17 protein-coding genes are annotated in these 17646 nt (G+C 62.8%); 10 read left to right on the plus strand and 7 right to left on the minus strand.

Features of this window, described 5'->3' with window-relative positions; genetic code table 11:
• Nucleotides 1-495, plus strand: coding sequence for a hypothetical protein (locus tag EK373_RS16760; RefSeq protein WP_129644887.1), 495 nt, complete (start codon nt 1-3; stop codon nt 493-495).
• Here EK373_RS16760 and pip read toward each other — a convergent pair.
• Entirely contained in the window at nt 488-1432 is a 945-nt protein-coding gene (gene pip, locus EK373_RS16765) for a prolyl aminopeptidase (protein WP_198683523.1), read from the minus strand. The genes EK373_RS16760 and pip overlap by 8 nt on opposite strands.
• A 220-nt stretch (nt 1433-1652) precedes the next feature.
• Here pip and EK373_RS16770 point away from each other — a divergent pair, with 220 nt between their 5' ends.
• Complete coding sequence (locus EK373_RS16770; protein ID WP_198683389.1) at nt 1653-2561, plus strand: DMT family transporter; 909 nt, start codon at nt 1653-1655, stop codon at nt 2559-2561.
• Here the strand turns inward: EK373_RS16770 and EK373_RS16775 are convergent.
• Genes EK373_RS16775 through EK373_RS16785 form a run of 3 tightly spaced genes read right to left on the minus strand, consistent with a single transcriptional unit; the run spans nt 2558 to nt 6186 of the window.
• Nucleotides 2558-3472, minus strand: a complete 915-nt coding sequence (locus EK373_RS16775; protein WP_129644890.1) for a LysR family transcriptional regulator — start codon at nt 3470-3472, stop codon at nt 2558-2560. The two genes, EK373_RS16770 and EK373_RS16775, sit on opposite strands and share 4 nt — an antisense overlap.
• Nucleotides 3473-3481: 9 nt before the next feature.
• Nucleotides 3482-4843 (minus strand): glutamine synthetase family protein, encoded by a 1362-nt coding sequence (locus tag EK373_RS16780; RefSeq protein WP_129644891.1) that lies wholly within the window; start codon nt 4841-4843, stop codon nt 3482-3484.
• On the minus strand, nt 4840-6186 hold the full coding sequence (locus EK373_RS16785) for a transaminase (protein WP_129644892.1): 1347 nt from the start codon (nt 6184-6186) through the stop codon (nt 4840-4842). Before EK373_RS16785 ends, EK373_RS16780 begins: the two co-directional genes overlap by 4 nt.
• Nucleotides 6187-6393: 207 nt before the next feature.
• Between EK373_RS16785 and EK373_RS16790 the strand changes: the two genes are divergently transcribed.
• On the plus strand, nt 6394-8016 hold the full coding sequence (locus tag EK373_RS16790; protein ID WP_129644893.1) for a methyl-accepting chemotaxis protein: 1623 nt from the start codon (nt 6394-6396) through the stop codon (nt 8014-8016).
• Nucleotides 8017-8106: 90 nt separating this feature from the next.
• On the opposite strand, the gene EK373_RS16795 is transcribed toward EK373_RS16790, so the two are convergent.
• Nucleotides 8107-10095 carry a TonB-dependent receptor gene (locus EK373_RS16795; RefSeq protein WP_129644894.1) on the minus strand — a complete coding sequence of 663 codons (1989 nt, stop codon included), beginning with the start codon at nt 10093-10095 and terminating at the stop codon, nt 8107-8109.
• A gap of 112 nt (nt 10096-10207) precedes the next feature.
• Nucleotides 10208-10471: a DUF2946 family protein gene (locus EK373_RS16800; protein ID WP_129644895.1), complete on the minus strand. Its 264-nt coding sequence runs from the start codon at nt 10469-10471 to the stop codon at nt 10208-10210.
• A 328-nt stretch (nt 10472-10799) separates the two neighbouring features.
• On the opposite strand from EK373_RS16800, the gene holA reads away from it, so the two are divergent.
• From holA to rlmH, 4 genes are read left to right on the plus strand one after another with little or no spacing between them, the layout of a single operon-like run.
• A complete protein-coding gene (gene holA / locus EK373_RS16805) occupies nt 10800-11822 on the plus strand; it encodes a DNA polymerase III subunit delta (RefSeq protein ID WP_157994396.1) in 1023 nt (340 codons plus the stop codon).
• 19 nt (nt 11823-11841) lie between these two features.
• Nucleotides 11842-12489: a nicotinate-nucleotide adenylyltransferase gene (gene nadD, locus EK373_RS16810; protein ID WP_116812021.1), complete on the plus strand. Its 648-nt coding sequence runs from the start codon at nt 11842-11844 to the stop codon at nt 12487-12489.
• 2 nt (nt 12490-12491) lie between these two features.
• Complete coding sequence (gene rsfS / locus EK373_RS16815; protein WP_129644897.1) at nt 12492-13028, plus strand: ribosome silencing factor; 537 nt, start codon at nt 12492-12494, stop codon at nt 13026-13028.
• 21 nt (nt 13029-13049) lie between these two features.
• Complete coding sequence (gene rlmH, locus EK373_RS16820) at nt 13050-13520, plus strand: 23S rRNA (pseudouridine(1915)-N(3))-methyltransferase RlmH (RefSeq protein WP_129644898.1); 471 nt, start codon at nt 13050-13052, stop codon at nt 13518-13520.
• A 2-nt stretch (nt 13521-13522) separates the two neighbouring features.
• On the opposite strand, the gene EK373_RS16825 is transcribed toward rlmH, so the two are convergent.
• A complete protein-coding gene (locus EK373_RS16825) occupies nt 13523-14362 on the minus strand; it encodes a serine/threonine-protein kinase (protein ID WP_157994397.1) in 840 nt (279 codons plus the stop codon).
• Between the two features lie 180 nt (nt 14363-14542).
• On the opposite strand from EK373_RS16825, the gene EK373_RS33385 reads away from it, so the two are divergent.
• From EK373_RS33385 to rng, 3 genes are read left to right on the plus strand one after another with little or no spacing between them, the layout of a single operon-like run.
• Nucleotides 14543-15487 (plus strand): O-acetyl-ADP-ribose deacetylase, encoded by a 945-nt coding sequence (locus EK373_RS33385; RefSeq protein ID WP_198683390.1) that lies wholly within the window; start codon nt 14543-14545, stop codon nt 15485-15487.
• Nucleotides 15488-15537: 50 nt separating this feature from the next.
• Nucleotides 15538-16155, plus strand: coding sequence for a Maf family protein (locus tag EK373_RS16835; RefSeq protein WP_129644900.1), 618 nt, complete (start codon nt 15538-15540; stop codon nt 16153-16155).
• A complete protein-coding gene (gene rng / locus EK373_RS16840) occupies nt 16152-17636 on the plus strand; it encodes a ribonuclease G (protein ID WP_129644901.1) in 1485 nt (494 codons plus the stop codon). Before EK373_RS16835 ends, rng begins: the two co-directional genes overlap by 4 nt.
• Nucleotides 17637-17646 lie beyond the last annotated feature (10 nt).

The raw sequence follows: 17646 nt of genomic DNA on the forward strand, positions 1-17646 counted from the left end.
ATGGCTGACGTCTTGAAAGTCACTGACGTCGGTGTCGATGTCGTGACCGGCCTGCTCGAGCGCTACGGAATGGAGTGCATCGCGCTCGGCGTCGATGAAACCATTCCCGGTTCTTACTGGGGCGACAGCGAAGCGGGCCTGGTTGGCTCGAAGATCTATTGGCGCGCCGATACGCCGCTGCACTCGCTGCTGCACGAAGCCGGTCATTTCATCTGCATGGACGAGGAGCGTCGCGAGCAGTTGCACAAGGACGCGGGTGGCGACTACGACGAAGAAAACGGCGTTTGTTATTTACAGATCGTGCTGGCGGGCGAGCTGCCCGGCGTCGGGCGCGAGCGCATGTTCCATGACATGGACGCGTGGGGCTACACGTTCCGGCTCGGCTCCGCGCGTGCGTGGTTCGAACAGGACGCCGAGGATGCGCGAGCCTGGCTGATCGGCCGCGGCGTCATCGATAACGACGCGCGGCCGACCTGGCGCAGAAGAACTATCTGAATCGATCGGTCGCCGAAATCAGCTGATGCGTATTGCCGGGCTCGAACGCCGAATGCCCGGCGTCGGGCACGACATGGAACTCCGCTTCCGGCCACGCCTGGTGCAGCTTCCACGCGGTCTGCATCGGGCACACCACGTCGTACCGGCCCTGCACGATCACCGCTGGAATGTGACGAATGCGCTCCACGTTGCGGATCAGCTGGTCTTCGGTTTCCAGGAAGCCGCGATTGATGAAGTAGTGACATTCGATGCGCGCGACGGCGACCGCGAAATCCTCTTCGCCCCATTTGTGCAGCTGATCTTCGTTCACGTGCAGATAGCTGGTCGCAGCTTCCCAAATCGACCAGGCGCGTGCGGCCTTCACTCGCGTGTCGCGATCTTCGCTGGTCAGGCGCTTGTAGAACGCCTTGATCATGTCGCCGCGCTCGGCGGGCGGGATGGCCGCGACGTAGTTCTGCCAATGATCCGGGAACAGCGCGCTGGCGCCGCCTTCGAAATAGAACCAGCGCAGCTCGAACTGCGACAGCGTAAAGATGCCTCTCAGCACGATCTCGCTGACGCGTTCAGGATGAGTCTGCGAATAAGCCAGGCCCAGCGTCGAACCCCAGGAACCGCCAAACACCAGCCACTGCTCGATCCCCAGGTGCTTGCGCAGCTTTTCCATGTCCTCGACCAGGTCCCAGGTGGTGTTGGCCTCGAGGCTGGCGTGCGGCTTGCTCCTGCCGCAGCCGCGCTGATCGAACAGAATGATGCGATAGGCGTCGGGGTCGAAGAAGCTGCGGGCGCGATCATCACAACCGGCGCCCGGACCGCCGTGTACGAAGACCGCGGGCTTGCCCCTGGGATTGCCGCATTCCTCGTAATAGATCTCGTGCGTGTCCGAGACGCGCAGCAGGCCGGATTTGTTGGGCTTGATGGCTGGATACAAAGTGCGCAAGCCAGCAGCGGTCTTGGCCTTGGCCGGGCGCTTGCGCTTGGCGAGCACGGCGTGCCGGGCGTGATTGCGTTGTTTGCTGGCGGGGGCGGGGCGAGCCGAGCGACGCGTCGTTTTCCGCTTCTTCGTAGCCATTAGAGCTCCGTGAGACCAACTTTAGAAAGATGAATTCTCGGCTGTCTCGGGGATATAGGGAAGCGCTGCCCGTGCGACAATGGGCGGTATGCCGTTAGCGAACCACACCCGCTCCATGCTCCTGCTGCTGCTCACCATGACGGTGTGGGGCAGTACTTTCATGGTGACCAAGGAGCTGATTACTCTCTGGCCGCCATTCACGCTGGCATTCGTGCGCGTCGCGGTGGGCACCCTGGTGTTGTTGCCGTTTGCGCTATCCCGAAAGACGCCCGGAGTTCGGTTGCCGTGGGGCGCCATCTGGTCGATGGGCCTGATCGGCGTGGCGCTGTATTACCTGGTGTTCAACATGGCGATGGTGCACGTGTCGGCATCACAGGGGGCGTTGGTTCAGGCGTCCATTCCGGCGATGACGGCGCTGGTCGCGGTGCTGTGGCTGCGTGAGCGTGCTTCTTCGCTGCGCTGGCTGGGCATCGCGCTATCGGTCGGGGGTGTACTGATCGTGTTCTCGGGCAGCGGCTCGGACGGCGCTCAGTCGAGCTTATTCGGCAATTCATTGATGTTTGCTTCGGTGGTGTGCTGGGGGTTGTATACCGCGCTGGCGAAACGCGTCGCTGGTTTCGACGCCCTGGTGATCACGACGGCCGTCACCGGCGCTGGTGCGTTGTTGTTGTCGCCGCTGGCCGGCTATGAAATCGTCACGGCGAAACTTGCGGGCGAGGGGTTGCCGCCATTGCCGCTGATCGGGTGGGTGGAGCTGCTTTATCTCGGCGTCGTCGCTTCCGGCATGGCTTATCTGCTGTACAACGCGTCGTTACGCCATCTCGACGCGAGCGAGGTCGGCGTCTACACCAACTTGATTCCCATCGTCGGCGTGCTCACCGGCGTGGTGGTGCTGGGCGAGCCGTTATCGACGCGCGCCATCATCGGCGGCCTGGTGGTGATGCTCGGGGTCTGGATCACCAGCCGATCGGAGCGGCCGGTAGCGGTGACGGCTTAGGCCTTCGCGACCCACATTTCCATATCGAGCGGCTGCGCGAGCGACTTCACCAGGTCCTGCGCGTAGATCGGCAGATCCCGCAGGCTGCGCACGCAGATCATCAGATTGCGTGGCGCCCAGTCATCGCTCAGCTCGATCACGTGCAGCTTCATCGTGCGCATGGCGCGAGCGGCGGTGGTCTCCGGCACGACACCGATGCCGACATTACCTTCGACCATGCGGCACACCGCGTCGAAGCTGCGCAGCTGCACGCGAAGCTTGAGCCGGCGGCCGATGCGCTCGGCTTTGTCGGAAAGAAACCGTTGCAGCGAGCTGGCGCGATCCAGCCCGACGAAGTCGCTGTCCAGCGCCTCGGCGAACGCGATTTTTTTCTTTTCGGCGAGCGGGTGAGTCGGCGTCGTGACCAGCACAAAACGGTCCACACGGAACGGAAATACTTCCAGTCCGGTCACGTCTTCGGTGCCCGCGACGATGCCGATATCGGCTTTGCCGTCGGCAATGGCGGCGACGATCTCATCGCTCAAGCGCTCTTCCAGGTCGATGTTCACCTGGGGATGCGATGTCAGGAAATTACTGAGCGGCTCGGGCAGGAACTCAGTCAGTGCGTTGGTGTTGGAGAGCAGCCGTACATGTCCCTTCAGGCCGTCGGCGTACTCGCCCAGCTCGGCGCGCATGCGCTCCGCTTGTTGCAACATCTGCCGGGCATGGTGCACCAATGTGCGGCCGGCGGGCGTCGGGTGAACGCCCTGGCGCTCGCGGTTCAGCAATGGCGTGCCCAGCTCGATTTCCATGTTGCGGATTCGGGTGCTGGCGGCCGCCACGGCCAGGTGCATGCGCTCCGCGCCGGCGGTGATGCTGCCGGCTTCGACAACGTGCAGGAACAGCTTCAGGTCGGTCAGATCGAAACGCATCGGCGCAGTTTATACGCTATCGAGGTACCAGTCGTGGTCTGTCGCCGGCACCAGCGCGTTGTACTTGTCCCATTCCTGGGTCTTGATCGCGACGTATGCACGCAGGAACTCGTCCCCCAGCGCTTCGCGCAGGAACGTCGAGCCTTCGGCGGCTTTGATGGCACCCAGCCAATCCCGCGGCAACGAGGCTGTAATGCCGCTTTCATAGCCATTTCCAGTGATGGGCGGACCCGGATCGAGCTTGGCCGTGATGCCCGCATGTACGCCGGCGAGCACAATTGCTGCGACAAGGTAAGGATTCGCATCCGCCCCGCTGACCCGATGCTCGACGTGTCGACTCGACGCTGCACCGGCCGGCACGCGCAGGCTGACGGAGCGATTGTTGATGCCCCAGGTCGGCGCCATCGGCGCGTAACTTTGATGGCGGAAGCGCCGATACGAGTTCGCGTTGGGCGCGAAGATGAGCATGCTCTCCGCCATGGTCCTTTGCAGTCCGCCGATGGCATGGCGTAGCAGCGGCGTGCCGGCGGGATCGTCGGCGGCGAATGCATTGTCGCCGTTCTCGTCCTGCACGCTGACGTGCATGTGCATTCCACTGCCAGCCTGTTCCGCGAAAGGTTTTGCCATGAAGCAGGCGGTGAGGCCATGTTTCAGCGCAGTGGCGCGAATCAGGCGCTTGAACAGGATCGCATCGTCGATGGCGCGCAGGGCGTCGTCGCGATGGAGCAGCGTGATCTCATATTGGCCCGGCGCATATTCCGACATGAGCGTTCGTAACGGCAGCCCTTGCACGCGGGCGCCTGCGTAGATGTCGTCGAACAACGGCGCCATATCGTGCAGCTTGCCCAGCCCGTATGAGTCGAGCCGCTGCGGCGAGCGTTGTGACAACAGTCCCGGCGCGGGCACGAGCTTTCCCTGCGCGTCTCTCGAGACCAAATAAAATTCGATCTCTGCCGCAACGACGGCTCGCAATCCGATCTGCTGCAATCGTCGTACGGAGCGCGCCAATGCATGTCTTGGATCGGCAGTGCACGGCCGACCGTCAGCTTCGTACATGCTCATGAGTACTTGCGCACCGGGGCGAGACATCCAACCCGCTCGCACCAGCGTGCCAGGCACCGGACGGCAGATACGATCGGCATCGCCGACCGACCAAACGAGCCCGGTCTCCTCCACATCTTCACCGGTGACATCGAGACCGAGGATCGAGCCGGCGACGCAGCGGCCCTCGTTGTAAAGCGAGAGCAGTTCCTCGCGTGCGATCAGCTTGCCTCTGGGCACGCCACCGGGGTCTGTAATCAGCAGTTCGATGGCTTCGACGTCGGGATTCGCGTCGAGAAACTGGCGGGCTTCGTTGTTGGCGACGCTCATGACAATTCGTGCAAGAACTCATCGAAGTGGTCGAGCAGCGCCTGCACCTGTTCGGCTGTGGTCACCGGGCTCACCAGCATCATGTTGTGGAAGGGCGTGACGAGCACGCCACGATTCAGCAGGTAGAGATGTAACAGACGTTCGAGCATCGGCGACGCAGCCGTCAATGACTCGCGTGCGTTTCGCGGCGATGTTGGTGTAAAGACCAGCTCGCTGCGCGCGCCGACCGTGGTTACGTGCCAGGGCAAGCTTCGCTTGGCGATGCGCATCCGCAAACCCTCAGCAAGCGTGGCCGCGTGATTCAACATGTGTGCGTAGGCTTCATTCGTCATGACGTCCTGCAAACACGCGACCAGCGCGGCGGTCGCGAGCGCATTCGCCGCTAGCGTCGTGCCCATGCCTGAATGTCCGGCGGGCTTGGTCTCGAGCAGACGTTCCATCCGCTTCGCCAGCTCGGCCGTAAAGCCATAAACCGCTGTCGGCATGCCGCCGGCAATCGCTTTGCCAGCAATCAGAAAGTCCGGTGTGAGTCCCAGCCGATGCGCGTGCCCGCGCGGGCCGCTGCTGAGCGTGTGGGTTTCGTCGATGGCGAGCAGCGTTCCATGGCGCGTGCAGAGCTTGCGAACTTCGGCCCAAAAGCCTTGCTGGGGCAGCACCATGCCGGCATTCGTCATCACCGGCTCGGCGAGCAAGCATGCGACCTGACCATCGGCGAGCGCCGCCTCGAGTGCGGCGAGATCGTTGAACTCGACCACACGTGCGTACGAGGCGAAGTCGGCGACCTGGCCGATCTGCCCGGGCCGTGCGACGACTCTGCCCCCGGCGAGTCGCACCAACGTGTCTTCGAGCGAGCCGTGATAGCAGCCATCAAATACGAGGATGAGCTTGCGCTCGGTCAACGCGCGAGCCCAGCGCAGGACAGCGCGATTGGCATCTGTGGCTGTTTGAGTGATCTGCCAATAGGGCAGGCCGAAGCGTTCAGTCAATAGCTCACCGGCCCGTGCGGTTTGCTCCATCGGCAACATACAGGTGAAGCCGTGGGCCACTTGATCTTTCAGCGCATTCGCGACTGCGGGTGGCGAGTGGCCGAACATGGCGCCGGTATCGCCGAGACAGAAGTCGGCATAGGTCCGGCCATCCACATCCACGAAGCTCGATCCGGAGGCGGCACGCACGATCAGAGGTGCGGGCAACTGCCAATCCGTCATCCAGTGCATGGGCACGCCATTCAGCCAATGCGCGCGCAAAGCCTTGTCGCGACGGATCGTTTCCGGATGCTCTTCGATGAAGCGGCGCTGCTCGCGCTCCAACAGAGGTGCGGCGGACGCACTAAGAACGGACAAAGTGTTTTCCCCTGGGAAGATGCACTAAGTGGCTGGTGCAAATCATAGACCATCGATCAGCGTCGGCTCAGGCGTTCCCTGAATCGAGGTCGGGACGCTGCATTCGCGACGGCTGCGGCCGATAAGTCGGACATATCCCGCATCTTGCCACGGCCGGCGTTTACTCGCGGGACGCCCCCGTTTTCAACACAGGCAAGCAGAAGTTCCATGTCGATGCTTACGATCAGAACCCGGATGTACGTGAATCTGGGCGTGCTGGCTGTCGCCATGCTGGTGGTGTGCGGTGTCGCGCTCAGCGCCTTCAATTCCAGCTCTCGCCGCATGCAGCAGTTGCACGCCGAGAACCTGGTGCCGATCACGCAGATCAACGAGATCTACCAGCGCTCGCTGCAGAGTCAGCAGTATCGCCTGGAGGGTTACGTGCATCGCGACCCCGCGTTCACCAAGACGAACTACGACATGGTGAAAGAGAACCGCGGCCGCATCAACGAGCTGACCGAGCTCTTCGGCCAGTATCCGCTGAGCGAGCAGGAGCGTCGCCTGCTCGATGAGGTGAAGTCGCAGCGCGCCGCCATCGTCGACGCCGGCAAGAAAGAAATCGAGCTGCTGCTGGCCGGCGAGTACGACGCGGCCACCAAGGTGCGTATCGAAGCGATCGAGCCGGTCATCGACCGCATGGACGTGACGACCGAGCAGTTGGCGAAGGCTCGCGAGCAGGCGGCGGCGGAAACGATCGTCCAGGCCCAGCAAGAGTTGAATCGCGATCGCAATGTCATGCTTGGCTGCTTCATCGCGGCGCTGGCGGTGGCGAGCTGGTTCGCGTGGCTGCTGACCAGGCATATTTCCAACGGCCTGGCCCGCGCCGAAGACCTGGCCCGTCGCGTGAGTCGCGGTGAGCTGGGCAATCAAGTTGCCGTCACCGGCAATGACGAGATTTCAGCGCTGTTGCGCAGCCTGACAGACATGGATTCCAAGTTGATGGAGACCATGACCCAGGTGAGCGAAAGCGCCGCCGAAGTGGACCGCGCCGCGCGTCAGCTGTCGCAGGGCAGTGATGACTTGAGCGAGCGCACGCAGGAACAGGCCGCCGCGCTGGAAGAAACAGCCGCGAGCATCGAGGAGATGGCCGCGACGGTGAAGCAGAACGCGGACAACGCGAAGCACGCTAACCAGATTGCTACCAGCACGCGTACTCAGGCGGACCAAGGTGGCGTGGCGGTTCAGCGCGCTGTCGGCGCGATGGGCGAGATCACTTCTTCGAGCAAGCGTATCGAAGACATCATCGGTGTGATCGATGAGATCGCGTTCCAGACCAACTTGCTGGCGTTGAACGCAGCGGTCGAGGCCGCGCGTGCTGGTGAGCAGGGTCGTGGCTTCGCAGTCGTCGCCGGCGAAGTGCGCAGCCTTGCTCAGCGCAGCGCCACCGCGGCGCGCGAGATCAAGAGTTTGATCAGCGATTCCGTCGGCAAGGTCGACGCGGGTTCGCAGCTGGTCGGTAATTCAGGCAAATCGCTGGCGGATATCGTCAACGGGGTCGTAAAGGTGACGAACATCGTCGCCGAAATCGCCGCCGCAACCTCCGAGCAGTCGACCGGCATCGATCAAATCAATCACGCCATCTCGAACATGGACACAGCCACACAGCAGAATGCTGCTCTGGTGGAAGAATCCGCTGCGGCTGCGAAGTCGATGCAAGCGCAGGCGCAGCGATTGCAGGAGTTGGTGTCGTTCTTCCGGTTTGGGGCGCAGACGCATGCGGCCCAGAGCATGCCCTCGTATTCGAGCCAGGTTGGCGTCGATCATCACGAGTCGTATTCGCGCGCGGCGTAAGAGGGCGGCCTCGGTGGTTCGGCATCGCCCTGGCGATGCGGACCACCGAGGCCTCTTCTCTTCATCCTCGGTGGTGCAGCTAACGCTTTTCTAGAACTCCGCCCGCGCTCCGATGTGCCAGGAGCGTCCAGCCAACGGAGCGATGTCCTTCAGCGGCGAAGCGTGCTGCCGCGCGTCCTCATCGAGCAGGTTCGTTCCGCGGAGGAACAAGAACACGCTCGTCGCTCCCACCGGCACTCGATAGCTCGCATCCACTTCGGCTAGCGTGAAACTGTCGGTCGGCAGTTCGTTCGTCGCTACCTTGTCCTGCTTGTCGTAGTAGAACGCTTGCGCACCGATGTGCCACGCGTCCTGGTCGTAGTGCACGCCTGCGCCGAAGCGCAGAGGCGGGATTTGCGGCAGGTCTTCGCCGTTATCGAGTTTGCCACGGACATAGTCCGACGCGAGGCGCAGGCCCAAATGACGGTTGCCATCATCGATCAGCGGCACGTTCAACTCGGCTTCGAAGCCGTGGAACTTCGCGCCGTTCTGAAGATAGACATACACCGGCAGCTCATCCTCGATGTCACCCGTCGGGGAGGCATAGATGTAATCGGTGTAGTCGTTGTAGTAGGCGCTCAAGGTCCAGTTGATGCCGTCGCCCGTGTGACGTAGCGACAGATCGGCCGTCACCGATGTTTCCTGATCCAGGTTGGCATCGCCGACCTCGAAGCGCTGCGCGGCGATATGCGGGCCGTTGGCGTACAGCTCGGCGGCCTGCGGATTGCGCTGAGTGCGCGTCAGGTTCAGCGCGACGGCATGATCTTCCGCGAAATCCCATACGCCGCCGGCAGACAGGCTGACGGCAGTCTCGTCGTAATTGGGCAATTCAGCTTCGACGTCGATCTTCTGCTGCTCGGCTCGCGCGCCCAGCTCGACCGTAAAGTCATCGAAGTGACGTTCTTCGAAGGCGAACAGGCTCAGCGTCTTGGTCTTCGAGCTCGGCACGAAGGCTTCATCGCCGATGGCCTCGAAGTCCACATCGACGTATTGCAGGCCCGTCGTGCCGCGCCAGCCAGAGCCGAATGCATGATCGGCGGTGAAGCGCAGCTCGTAGGCGTCCTGGTTGAATACGGTGCCGGGCTCGCCAGGCGCTTCGAACTCGGTGTGGGTGTAATCGTTGTACGCACCCGTCAGGCGCAGCTTGTTGAATACGCCTTCGAGATCGAGCTCGGCTTTGCCGTCGAAGCGGTCCTGCTTCATGTCGATGAAGGCTTCTTCTTCGCCTGGGATGCCGTACGTCGTTTCGTATCGGCTATACGACAAGCCGCCGAGCGCGTTCTGCCCGATATACGAGCCGCCGACCGCGCCACCGCTCGCTTCACCTGCCGTGTTCGGAATGTGGCCGCGGACACCGTCCGGTTCTTCGCCGGCTTCGATCAGCTGACGACGCAGGGCATCGGACTGCGTGAAGCCCGGGATCTCGACATCATCGGTTTCGCGATCGAAGTAATCGGCGTGGAAGGCGAAGTTGCCCGCGCCGCCGTCGAGGCTGACAGCGCCGGTGCGTTCTTCACTGGCGGTGTCGCCACGAACTTCTGCCGCGCCGGTGATCGCCTTCGTTGGGACTTGCGTCGGCACGCGGGTGCTGACGACATTCACCAATCCGCCCGACGCGCCGCTGCCATACAGAAGCGCAGCCGGACCTTTGATGATTTCGATCTGCTGCGACACCACCGATTCCAGAGTGACGGCGTGATCCTGGCTGAGACTGGAAACATCCAGCGACGCCAGGCCGTCTTGCAGGACCTGCACACGATCGCCACTGAGGCCGCGAATCACCGGCCGGCTGGCGCTCGGGCCGAAGTAGGTGGAGCTGACACCCAGCTCGCTCGACAACGTCTCGCCGAGACTGCCAGCGATCTGCCGGCGCAGTTCGTCACCGCCGACGACCGTGGTCGGTTGCGCGACATCGAGGGGGTTTTCACGCAAGGCCGAGGAGGTGACGACGACTTCCTCGGTTTTGGTTTCCTGAGACAAAGCGGCATGACTGACCAGCAACGCGGCCACACCCACGCGCAACAATTGAGAACGACGCATGACAAAACATTCCTGAATAACTGCAGCGACCTCGCGCGCCGGTCCGATTGGTGGACTTCAGCGCACGAGCAACGACCTCACGCTTCCGTGAGGGAGGGCAACGGACTGCGAGTTATCGAGGCGGCGCGCGGGGTTGCGCGGCGACGGCGGGGCGGAAGGAAACAGAAACTTCAGCGACGGGTGCTACATAAGAAGTGACAGTGACGGCGGTAACCGCCGCGTAGCTCTGTTTCGGGGCATCGATCAGCCCGTCGAAGGCGGCACAGTAGCCGCAGGCCGGGCCGTGAACGCCGAATGTTTTGACCGTATCGTCGTGGCGATGGACGACGTGCGCGACCGAGTCCACGGCAAACGCCAGCAACAGAGTGACGAGCATTGCTCGCACCCATGTCGAGGGATTTCTTGCCAGATGGAAAATGGACATAGCGCCGGTCGAAACCTGAGGGCCGGGAAGCGCCTCAATCGCGTAAGCTAGCGGAGGACCTGTCTCTTGCCAAGCACAATACGCCGCGATCCTGGCGAAAACCTGAGCTGTGGGCCGGCCAACTGGCGCTGGCCGACCGCCTTGGGCCATAATCCGAGCGTCGCAATCAGGTCGCCGTCCTCACCTAATTCATTTTGGCGCAAGCAATTTTGGCGCGAGTGTTTTTGACCGTTCCCTCCGTGTCCGCCGCAACTTCAAGCCGGTGCTCCGGCGCCCCGCTGTGAAGCTGTCAGGCGATAACCTCGGGGCCAGCCTGTCGCGGCAGCTCTCGTCGATCTATCTGATCTCCGGCGACGAGCCCCTGTTGGTCAATGAAGCGGCTGATGCCGTGCGGGCGCGTGCCCGCAGCCAGGGTTTCACCGAGCGCGAATTGCACGTGGTCGAGCGCGGCTTCGACTGGCAGGCGCTGCTCTCCAACAGCAAAGCGATGTCGTTGTTCGCCGACCGCAAGATCATCGAGATCCGGATGACCAATCCGACCCCGGGCGAACAGGGCGCGGACGCCATCATCGAACTGGCGACCGAGCCTTCCCCAGACAATCTTGTGCTGATCGTCACCGGCAAAATGGACGGCCGCGTGACGGGCTCGCGTTGGGTAAGCGCCATCGAAAAGCACGGCGTGGTCGTGCAGATCTGGCCGCTCGAGCTGGCGCGTTTGCCGGCGTGGATCCGCGATCGGCTCGCCAAACAGAATCTCAAAGCCGATGCCGAAGCGGCGTCGCTGCTGGCCGAGCGCGTCGAGGGCAATCTGCTGGCCGCGCACCAGGAAGTCGAAAAGCTGGCGTTGTTGCTACCGCCAGGCCCGGTCACCGCGGACACCATCGTCGATGCGGTCGCTGACAGTGCGCGCTTCGACGTTTTGCAGCTCGGTGACGCGGCGATGAAAGGAAATGCAGCGCGAGCCTTGCGCGTCCTGGAAGGATTGCGCGGCGAGGATGTCGAGCCGCCCATCGTGCTGTGGGCGCTCAACAAGGATTTGCAGTGGATCGCACGTTGCCAGCACATGATGCGTCGAGGCCAGAGCCCCGACAGCGCCATGAACGCACTCTATGTGTGGCGCAATCGTCAGCCGGCCATGAAACATGCGTTGTCACGGCTGAAGCCGAAGACGGTGCGCGAGCTGCTGCTCAGCGCCGAGCGCGCCGATCGCATGATCAAAGGTGTGATCCGCAGCGACCCCTGGCTGGAATTCGAGCGCCTGGTGGCCGGGCTCGCCGGCGTTCGACTCGCGACCGCCGCCTGACTTTCATGACCTTCCCCGCATGACGACGATCGGTATTTTCGGCGGCACCTTCGATCCGATTCATTTCGGTCATCTGCGCACCGCCTTTGAATTGCTGCAAGCGCTGCGCTTGAACGAAATGCGCTTCATGCCGGCCGGCACGCCGCCGCACCGTGATACCACGGTGGCGGACGCCGAGCAGCGCCTCGCCATGGTCAAGGCTGCGACCGAGGGCCAGCCGGGCTTCACCGTCGACGATCGCGAGATCCGCCGCGAGGGATTGTCTTATTCGGTCGACACCATGCGGACCTTGCGAGCGGACTTTCCCGACCACTCGCTGTGCCTGATCGTCGGCATGGACGCATTTTTAGGCTTGCCGAAATGGCACCAGTGGCGTGAACTGCTGGAGCTGGCGCACCTGGTCGTGGCCCACCGCCCGGGCTGGCGCGCGCCGAGCATGGGGCCGTTGGGCGAGCTGTTGGTCGATCGCGGCACGGGCCGCATCAACGATCTGCACGAGCAGCGCGCCGGGTGCATTTACATTCACGCAGTAACGCAGCTGGAAATCTCGTCCACTGAAGTGCGCAAGTTGATCGCGATGGGCCGCGACCCGCGCTATCTGATGCCCGATTCGGTTCGGGCGATCATCGAGCAGACCGGCTGTTACAAGTCGCAACCCAAGAGGTGAGCATGGCCGTCAAGCGAGCGAAAACTTCCCGACCCAGTACCGGCGCCAAGAAGAAGGCTTCTTCCAAAGCGCCTACCAATGTGACCCGGCTGAGCACCGCCCGAAAGAAGCTCGCGAGCAAGGGGCCGGCGCCGGCCGCGAAAAAGAAGGCCGCTGCTAGCAAGGCGCCCGCGGTCACGGCTCCGAAGCAGCAGCCCGTGGTTTCGGTCGTGGAGCACGCGCTCGATGAGATGAAGGCCGTCAACGTGAAGGTGCTGGCGGTGAACAAGCTCACCGACATCACCGACACCATGATCATCGCCAGCGGCAACTCCGACCGTCACGTGCGTTCGATTGCCGATCGGGTGGTCGAGCACGCCAAGAAGGCGGGCTTCCGGCCGATGGGCGTGGAAGGCGAGCGCGACGGCGAGTGGGTGCTGGTCGACATGGGCGACGTAATCGTCCACATCATGCTGCCGAAGGTGCGCGAGTTCTATCGGCTCGAAAGCCTGTGGGACGTGAGCGCCGCGCGCCGCGAAGCGGCCGAGCAGAGTGCCTGATCGCAGGTCCATGAACCACTCATGCGGTTGATCGTAGTAGCAGCAGGAACCAAGCTGCCTGACTGGGTCAACGCGGGTTTCGAGGAATACGCCGGCCGATTCACGCGCGATTACAAGCTCGAACTAAAAGAAATCGCGCTCGGCCAGCGCGCCGGGTCCAGCCCGCCGGCGCAAGCTATCGCCAAAGAAGGCGAGAAGATGCTCGCTGCCATCCCGCAGGGCGCTTACGTCGTGGCCATGCAGGTCGGCGGCAAGAACATTTCCAGCGAACAGCTCGCGCAGTTTTTACAGCAGCGCGCGCGTGACGGTCGTGACGTTGTCTTCTGCATCGGCGGGCCGGAAGGCCTGGCGCCCGAGGTCGATGCGAGAGCTGAGTTCAAGTGGTCGCTATCGGCGCTGACCTTGCCGCACGCGCTGGCTCGCGTTGTTGTTGCTGAGGCGTTGTATCGCGCGGTGATGATCATCAAGGGTCATCCATACCACCGCGCGTAGCTTCAAACCTTGAGCCGCGCCATCTCCGCAACCGCAGAAGCAACGGTGGGAAATCTCTCAGCGGGCTCTTTAGCCAGCATCCCATCGATCAGCCGTTGGAATCGACTGAACGGCTCCGGCAGCACCGGAATCGGGTCATTGCGATGTGCTTGTATGATCCCGATCACCGACGTGCCTTTGAACGGCCGCTGTCCGGTAAGCATTTCATAAAACATGATACCCAGGCTGTAGATGTCGCTGCGTTGATCGACCGCAGCGCCCTCGGCCTGCTCCGGGCTGATGTAGTAGGGCGAGCCGCGAATTTCGCCGACATTGGTGTGCGACGTGCCCAGATGTTTGGCCAGGCCGAAGTCGATGAGCACGATGCGCCCGTCGGGCCGCATCATCACGTTGGCGGGCTTCAGGTCGCGATGACACAGGTTCGCGGCGTGCACGACCTGCAGAGCGGCGGCGATCTGCAGAAAAATATCCACGCTGTCTTTCGCTGTCATCAAGTTGCGGATGCGCAGCTCGAGGCTGCCGCCGGGGAAATACTCGGTGACGATGTAACGAAAGTCCTCGCCGTGTCCCCAGTCGTAAACATCGACGATGGCCGGATGTTTGATGCGCATCAGCAGTTCGCGCTCGCGCTCGAAGCGCTCTTCTTCGCCGGCTTCGACGCTCGACAGCGGACCGGTGCGCAGCACCTTGACGGCCACGTTGTGGCCTAGCTCCACCGACAACGCCACGTGCACTTCGGACTTCGGCGAGCGTGCGATGGTTTGCAGGAAACGATAGCCGGCAATGGTCGGAAACGCCGCGCGCTGCCGGCCGACGGGTGTTTTTCTATCCTCGGGGCGCATCCTTGACCCTACCCACATCCTCTAATTCGAACGGTTGACTCGACATCGGTTGCAGCAATGTATAGAACATCCTAAGTTGAATCCCTCAGCGCCTTCGTTGCCGCTGCAGCAGTCGCAAACGAACGTGCCGAGGTTATGATAGGAACCGGCCACGGCATTGGCCAGGATGGGATCGAAGGTATGGCGATAGTCATGGAGTCCAGTTACTCGATCGATGCCAGCGCGAACCTCATTAGACTCAAAGTCTGGGGCGAGTTGACGGCGGAATCGTTGATGGAGTTGCTGAATCAGGCACGCGCCGATCCGGAATATGTCCCGGGCATGCACACCATCGCCGACTACCGCGAGGCGTACGGCAACTGGGACTACAGCGAAATCCAGCGCTTTCGCGACTACCTGGTGCACATCGCGGTCCCCTGCGAAGTGCGCTGGGCCGCAATTTTCAAGCCCGGCAACCTCGCCGCCGCCGCCCACGTGCTGATCCTGATCAGCGAAGCGGTCGGCGCTGACATAAAGTTGCGCATGTTCGAGGAGCCCGCCGCGGCCCTGCGCTGGGTGCGTGGGCAGGACCGCCCGGAGGCCAGCATGAGTTACGAATTCTTGAACGGCCGGGTCGAGGTGCGGACCGGCGACATCACCGGCCTGAAGGTCGATGCGGTCGTGAATGCGGCCAATTCGTCCTTGCTGGGCGGGGGCGGCGTCGATGGCGCCATCCATCGGCGCGGCGGTCAGGAAATCCTGCGGGCCTGTCAGGAGCTGCGGGAAACCTGCTATCCGCGCGGCCTGCCGGCTGGTGAGGCGGTGCTGACGACGGCAGGCAATCTGCCGGCGCGTTACGTGATCCATACCGTCGGTCCGGTGTGGGGGCGGGATCAGCAGCCCGATACGCTGCTCGCGTCCTGTTACAAGAAATCCCTTGCGCTGGCGGCGAATCATGCACTCGGCTCGGTGGCGTTTCCGGCAATTTCCACCGGCGCCTATGGCTACCCGAAGGACGAGGCAGCAGCGGTGGCATCCACTGCGATTACGCAAGCCCTGGTGCAGGCCGATGCGATCGAGCGGGTGTCGCTGGTGTTCTTCTCGGACGCCGATCTGGACGTGTTCCTGGCGAACCAGCAGTTTTAACCGGCACCAGCCGAGGTACAGGAGGTAGCTCATCCTGTATCCTTCGGCGCATGTCAGTACCTGCAACTTCATCCGCCAAGCCGTTGATCTACTTGGCCTCGGCGTCCCCTCGCCGGAGCGCCCTGCTGACCCAGATCGGGGTCGCGCACCGCGTCGCCCCGGTGGCCGTCGATGAGTCCGTGGCCGGGGCCGAGGCGCCGGAAAAATATGTCACAAGGCTCGCCGCCCTGAAGGCCGACACGCTCTGGGACCACCTCCCTCAGGAGCAGCGGTTGCCGGTGCTCGGTTCGGATACGACGGTCGTCGTCGACCGCAGCATCCTCGGCAAGCCAGCCAACGAAGACGACTGTGTCCGCATGCTCCAGCTGTTGTCCGGGCGGACGCACCAGGTGCACACCGCCGTCGCCGTCCGCAGCGCTCGCGGCAGCGAAGTGCGCCTGAGCATCAGCGATGTGACTTTTCGCGAGCTGACACCGGCGGAAATGCGGGCGTACTGGCGCAGCGGCGAGCCGGCCGATAAGGCGGGCGGGTATGCCGTTCAGGGGCGCGGCGCCGTGTTCATCCGTCATATCGCCGGCAGTTACTCCGGCATCATGGGGTTGCCGTTGTTCGAAACCGCCGAATTGTTGGCTGCGCACCAGGTTGTCGCCAGTGAGGTTCAAGGATGACGGCCGAGATCCTCATCAACATCAGCCCGCGCGAGGCGCGCGCCGCCCTGGTCGAAAACGGCGTGCTGCAGGAGATCTTCCTGGAACGGGCCAACAAGCGCGGCCTCATCAGCAACATTTACAAGGGACGGGTGTCGCGCGTGCTGCCGGGCATGCAGGCGGCGTTCGTCGACATTGGCCTGGAGCGCACCGCGTTCTTACACGCGTCGGACATCGTGCACCCGGCGGTGGGCGAAAACGGCAGCCCCGATCAGCCGGTCGACGAGGGGCGTACGCCGGATATTCAGACACTAGTCAGCGAAGGTGGCGAAATATTGGTCCAGGTGCTGAAGGACCCGCTAGGTACCAAGGGCGCGCGCCTGACGACGTTCATCACGATTCCGTCGCGCTACCTGGTGTACATGCCCAAGGGGCGTGGCATCGGAATCTCGGCGCGCATCGAAGATGAGGCTGAGCGGCAGCGTCTGCGCGAAGCCGCGAGCCTGTTCGTGCGGCCCGATGAACCCGGCGGTTATATCGTGCGTACTGCTGCTGAGGGCGCGACGCCAGACGCGTTGCGCGCCGACATGATGTTCCTGCAGAAATTGTGGAGCGTGCTCAGCGAGAAAGCGGCCAGCACGCGGCCGGGCAACCTGGTGCACGAGGATCTGCCGTTGCCGGTGCGCGTCATGCGGGATGTGGTGTCGACCGGCATCGAACACGTCGGAGTGGATCAGCCCGAGACGCATCAGCGCATGATCGAATTCGCGCGCACCTTCATGCCGGAGATGACCGAGCGCATCGAGCTCTACAAGGGCGAGCGGCCGATTTTCGATCTGTACGGCGTCGAGGACGAAATCCAGAAATCGCTGGAGCGCAAAGTGCCGTTGAAGAGTGGCGGGCATCTGATCTTCGACCAGACCGAATCGATGACCACCATCGATGTGAACACCGGCGCGTATGTGGGCCAGCGCTCGCTCGAAGAGACGATTTTCCGGACCAATCTGGAAGCGGCGGTCGCGATCGCGCGCCAGCTGCGCCTGCGCAACCTGGGCGGCATCATCATCATCGACTTCATCGACATGGAAGAAGAGGAGCATCGCAAGCAGGTGCTGCAGGCGCTGGAGAAGTCGCTGGCCGCCGATCATGCGAAGAATCACATTTCGTCCGTGTCGCCGCTCGGCCTGGTCGAGATGACGCGCAAGCGCACGCGCGAGAGCCTTGAACATATGCTGTGCTCGGCGTGTCCAACGTGCGAGGGTCGCGGCTTCGTCAAGACGACGGAAACAGTTTGTTACGAGATCTTCCGAGAGATTCTGCGACAGTCGCGCCAGTTCCAGTTCCAGGAACTGATGGTGCTCGCGCACCAGGATGTGATCGAGCGGCTGCTCGATGAGGAGTCGGCGGCGCTGGCCGAGCTGGAAGTGCACACCGGCAAGCCCATCCGTCTTCAGACCGAAGCGCTGTACCAGCAGGATCAGTACGATGTGGTGTTGATGTGATCGTCAGTGT

Source organism: Peristeroidobacter agariperforans, assembly GCF_004138335.1.
GTDB lineage: Bacteria > Pseudomonadota > Gammaproteobacteria > Steroidobacterales > Steroidobacteraceae > Steroidobacter > Steroidobacter agariperforans.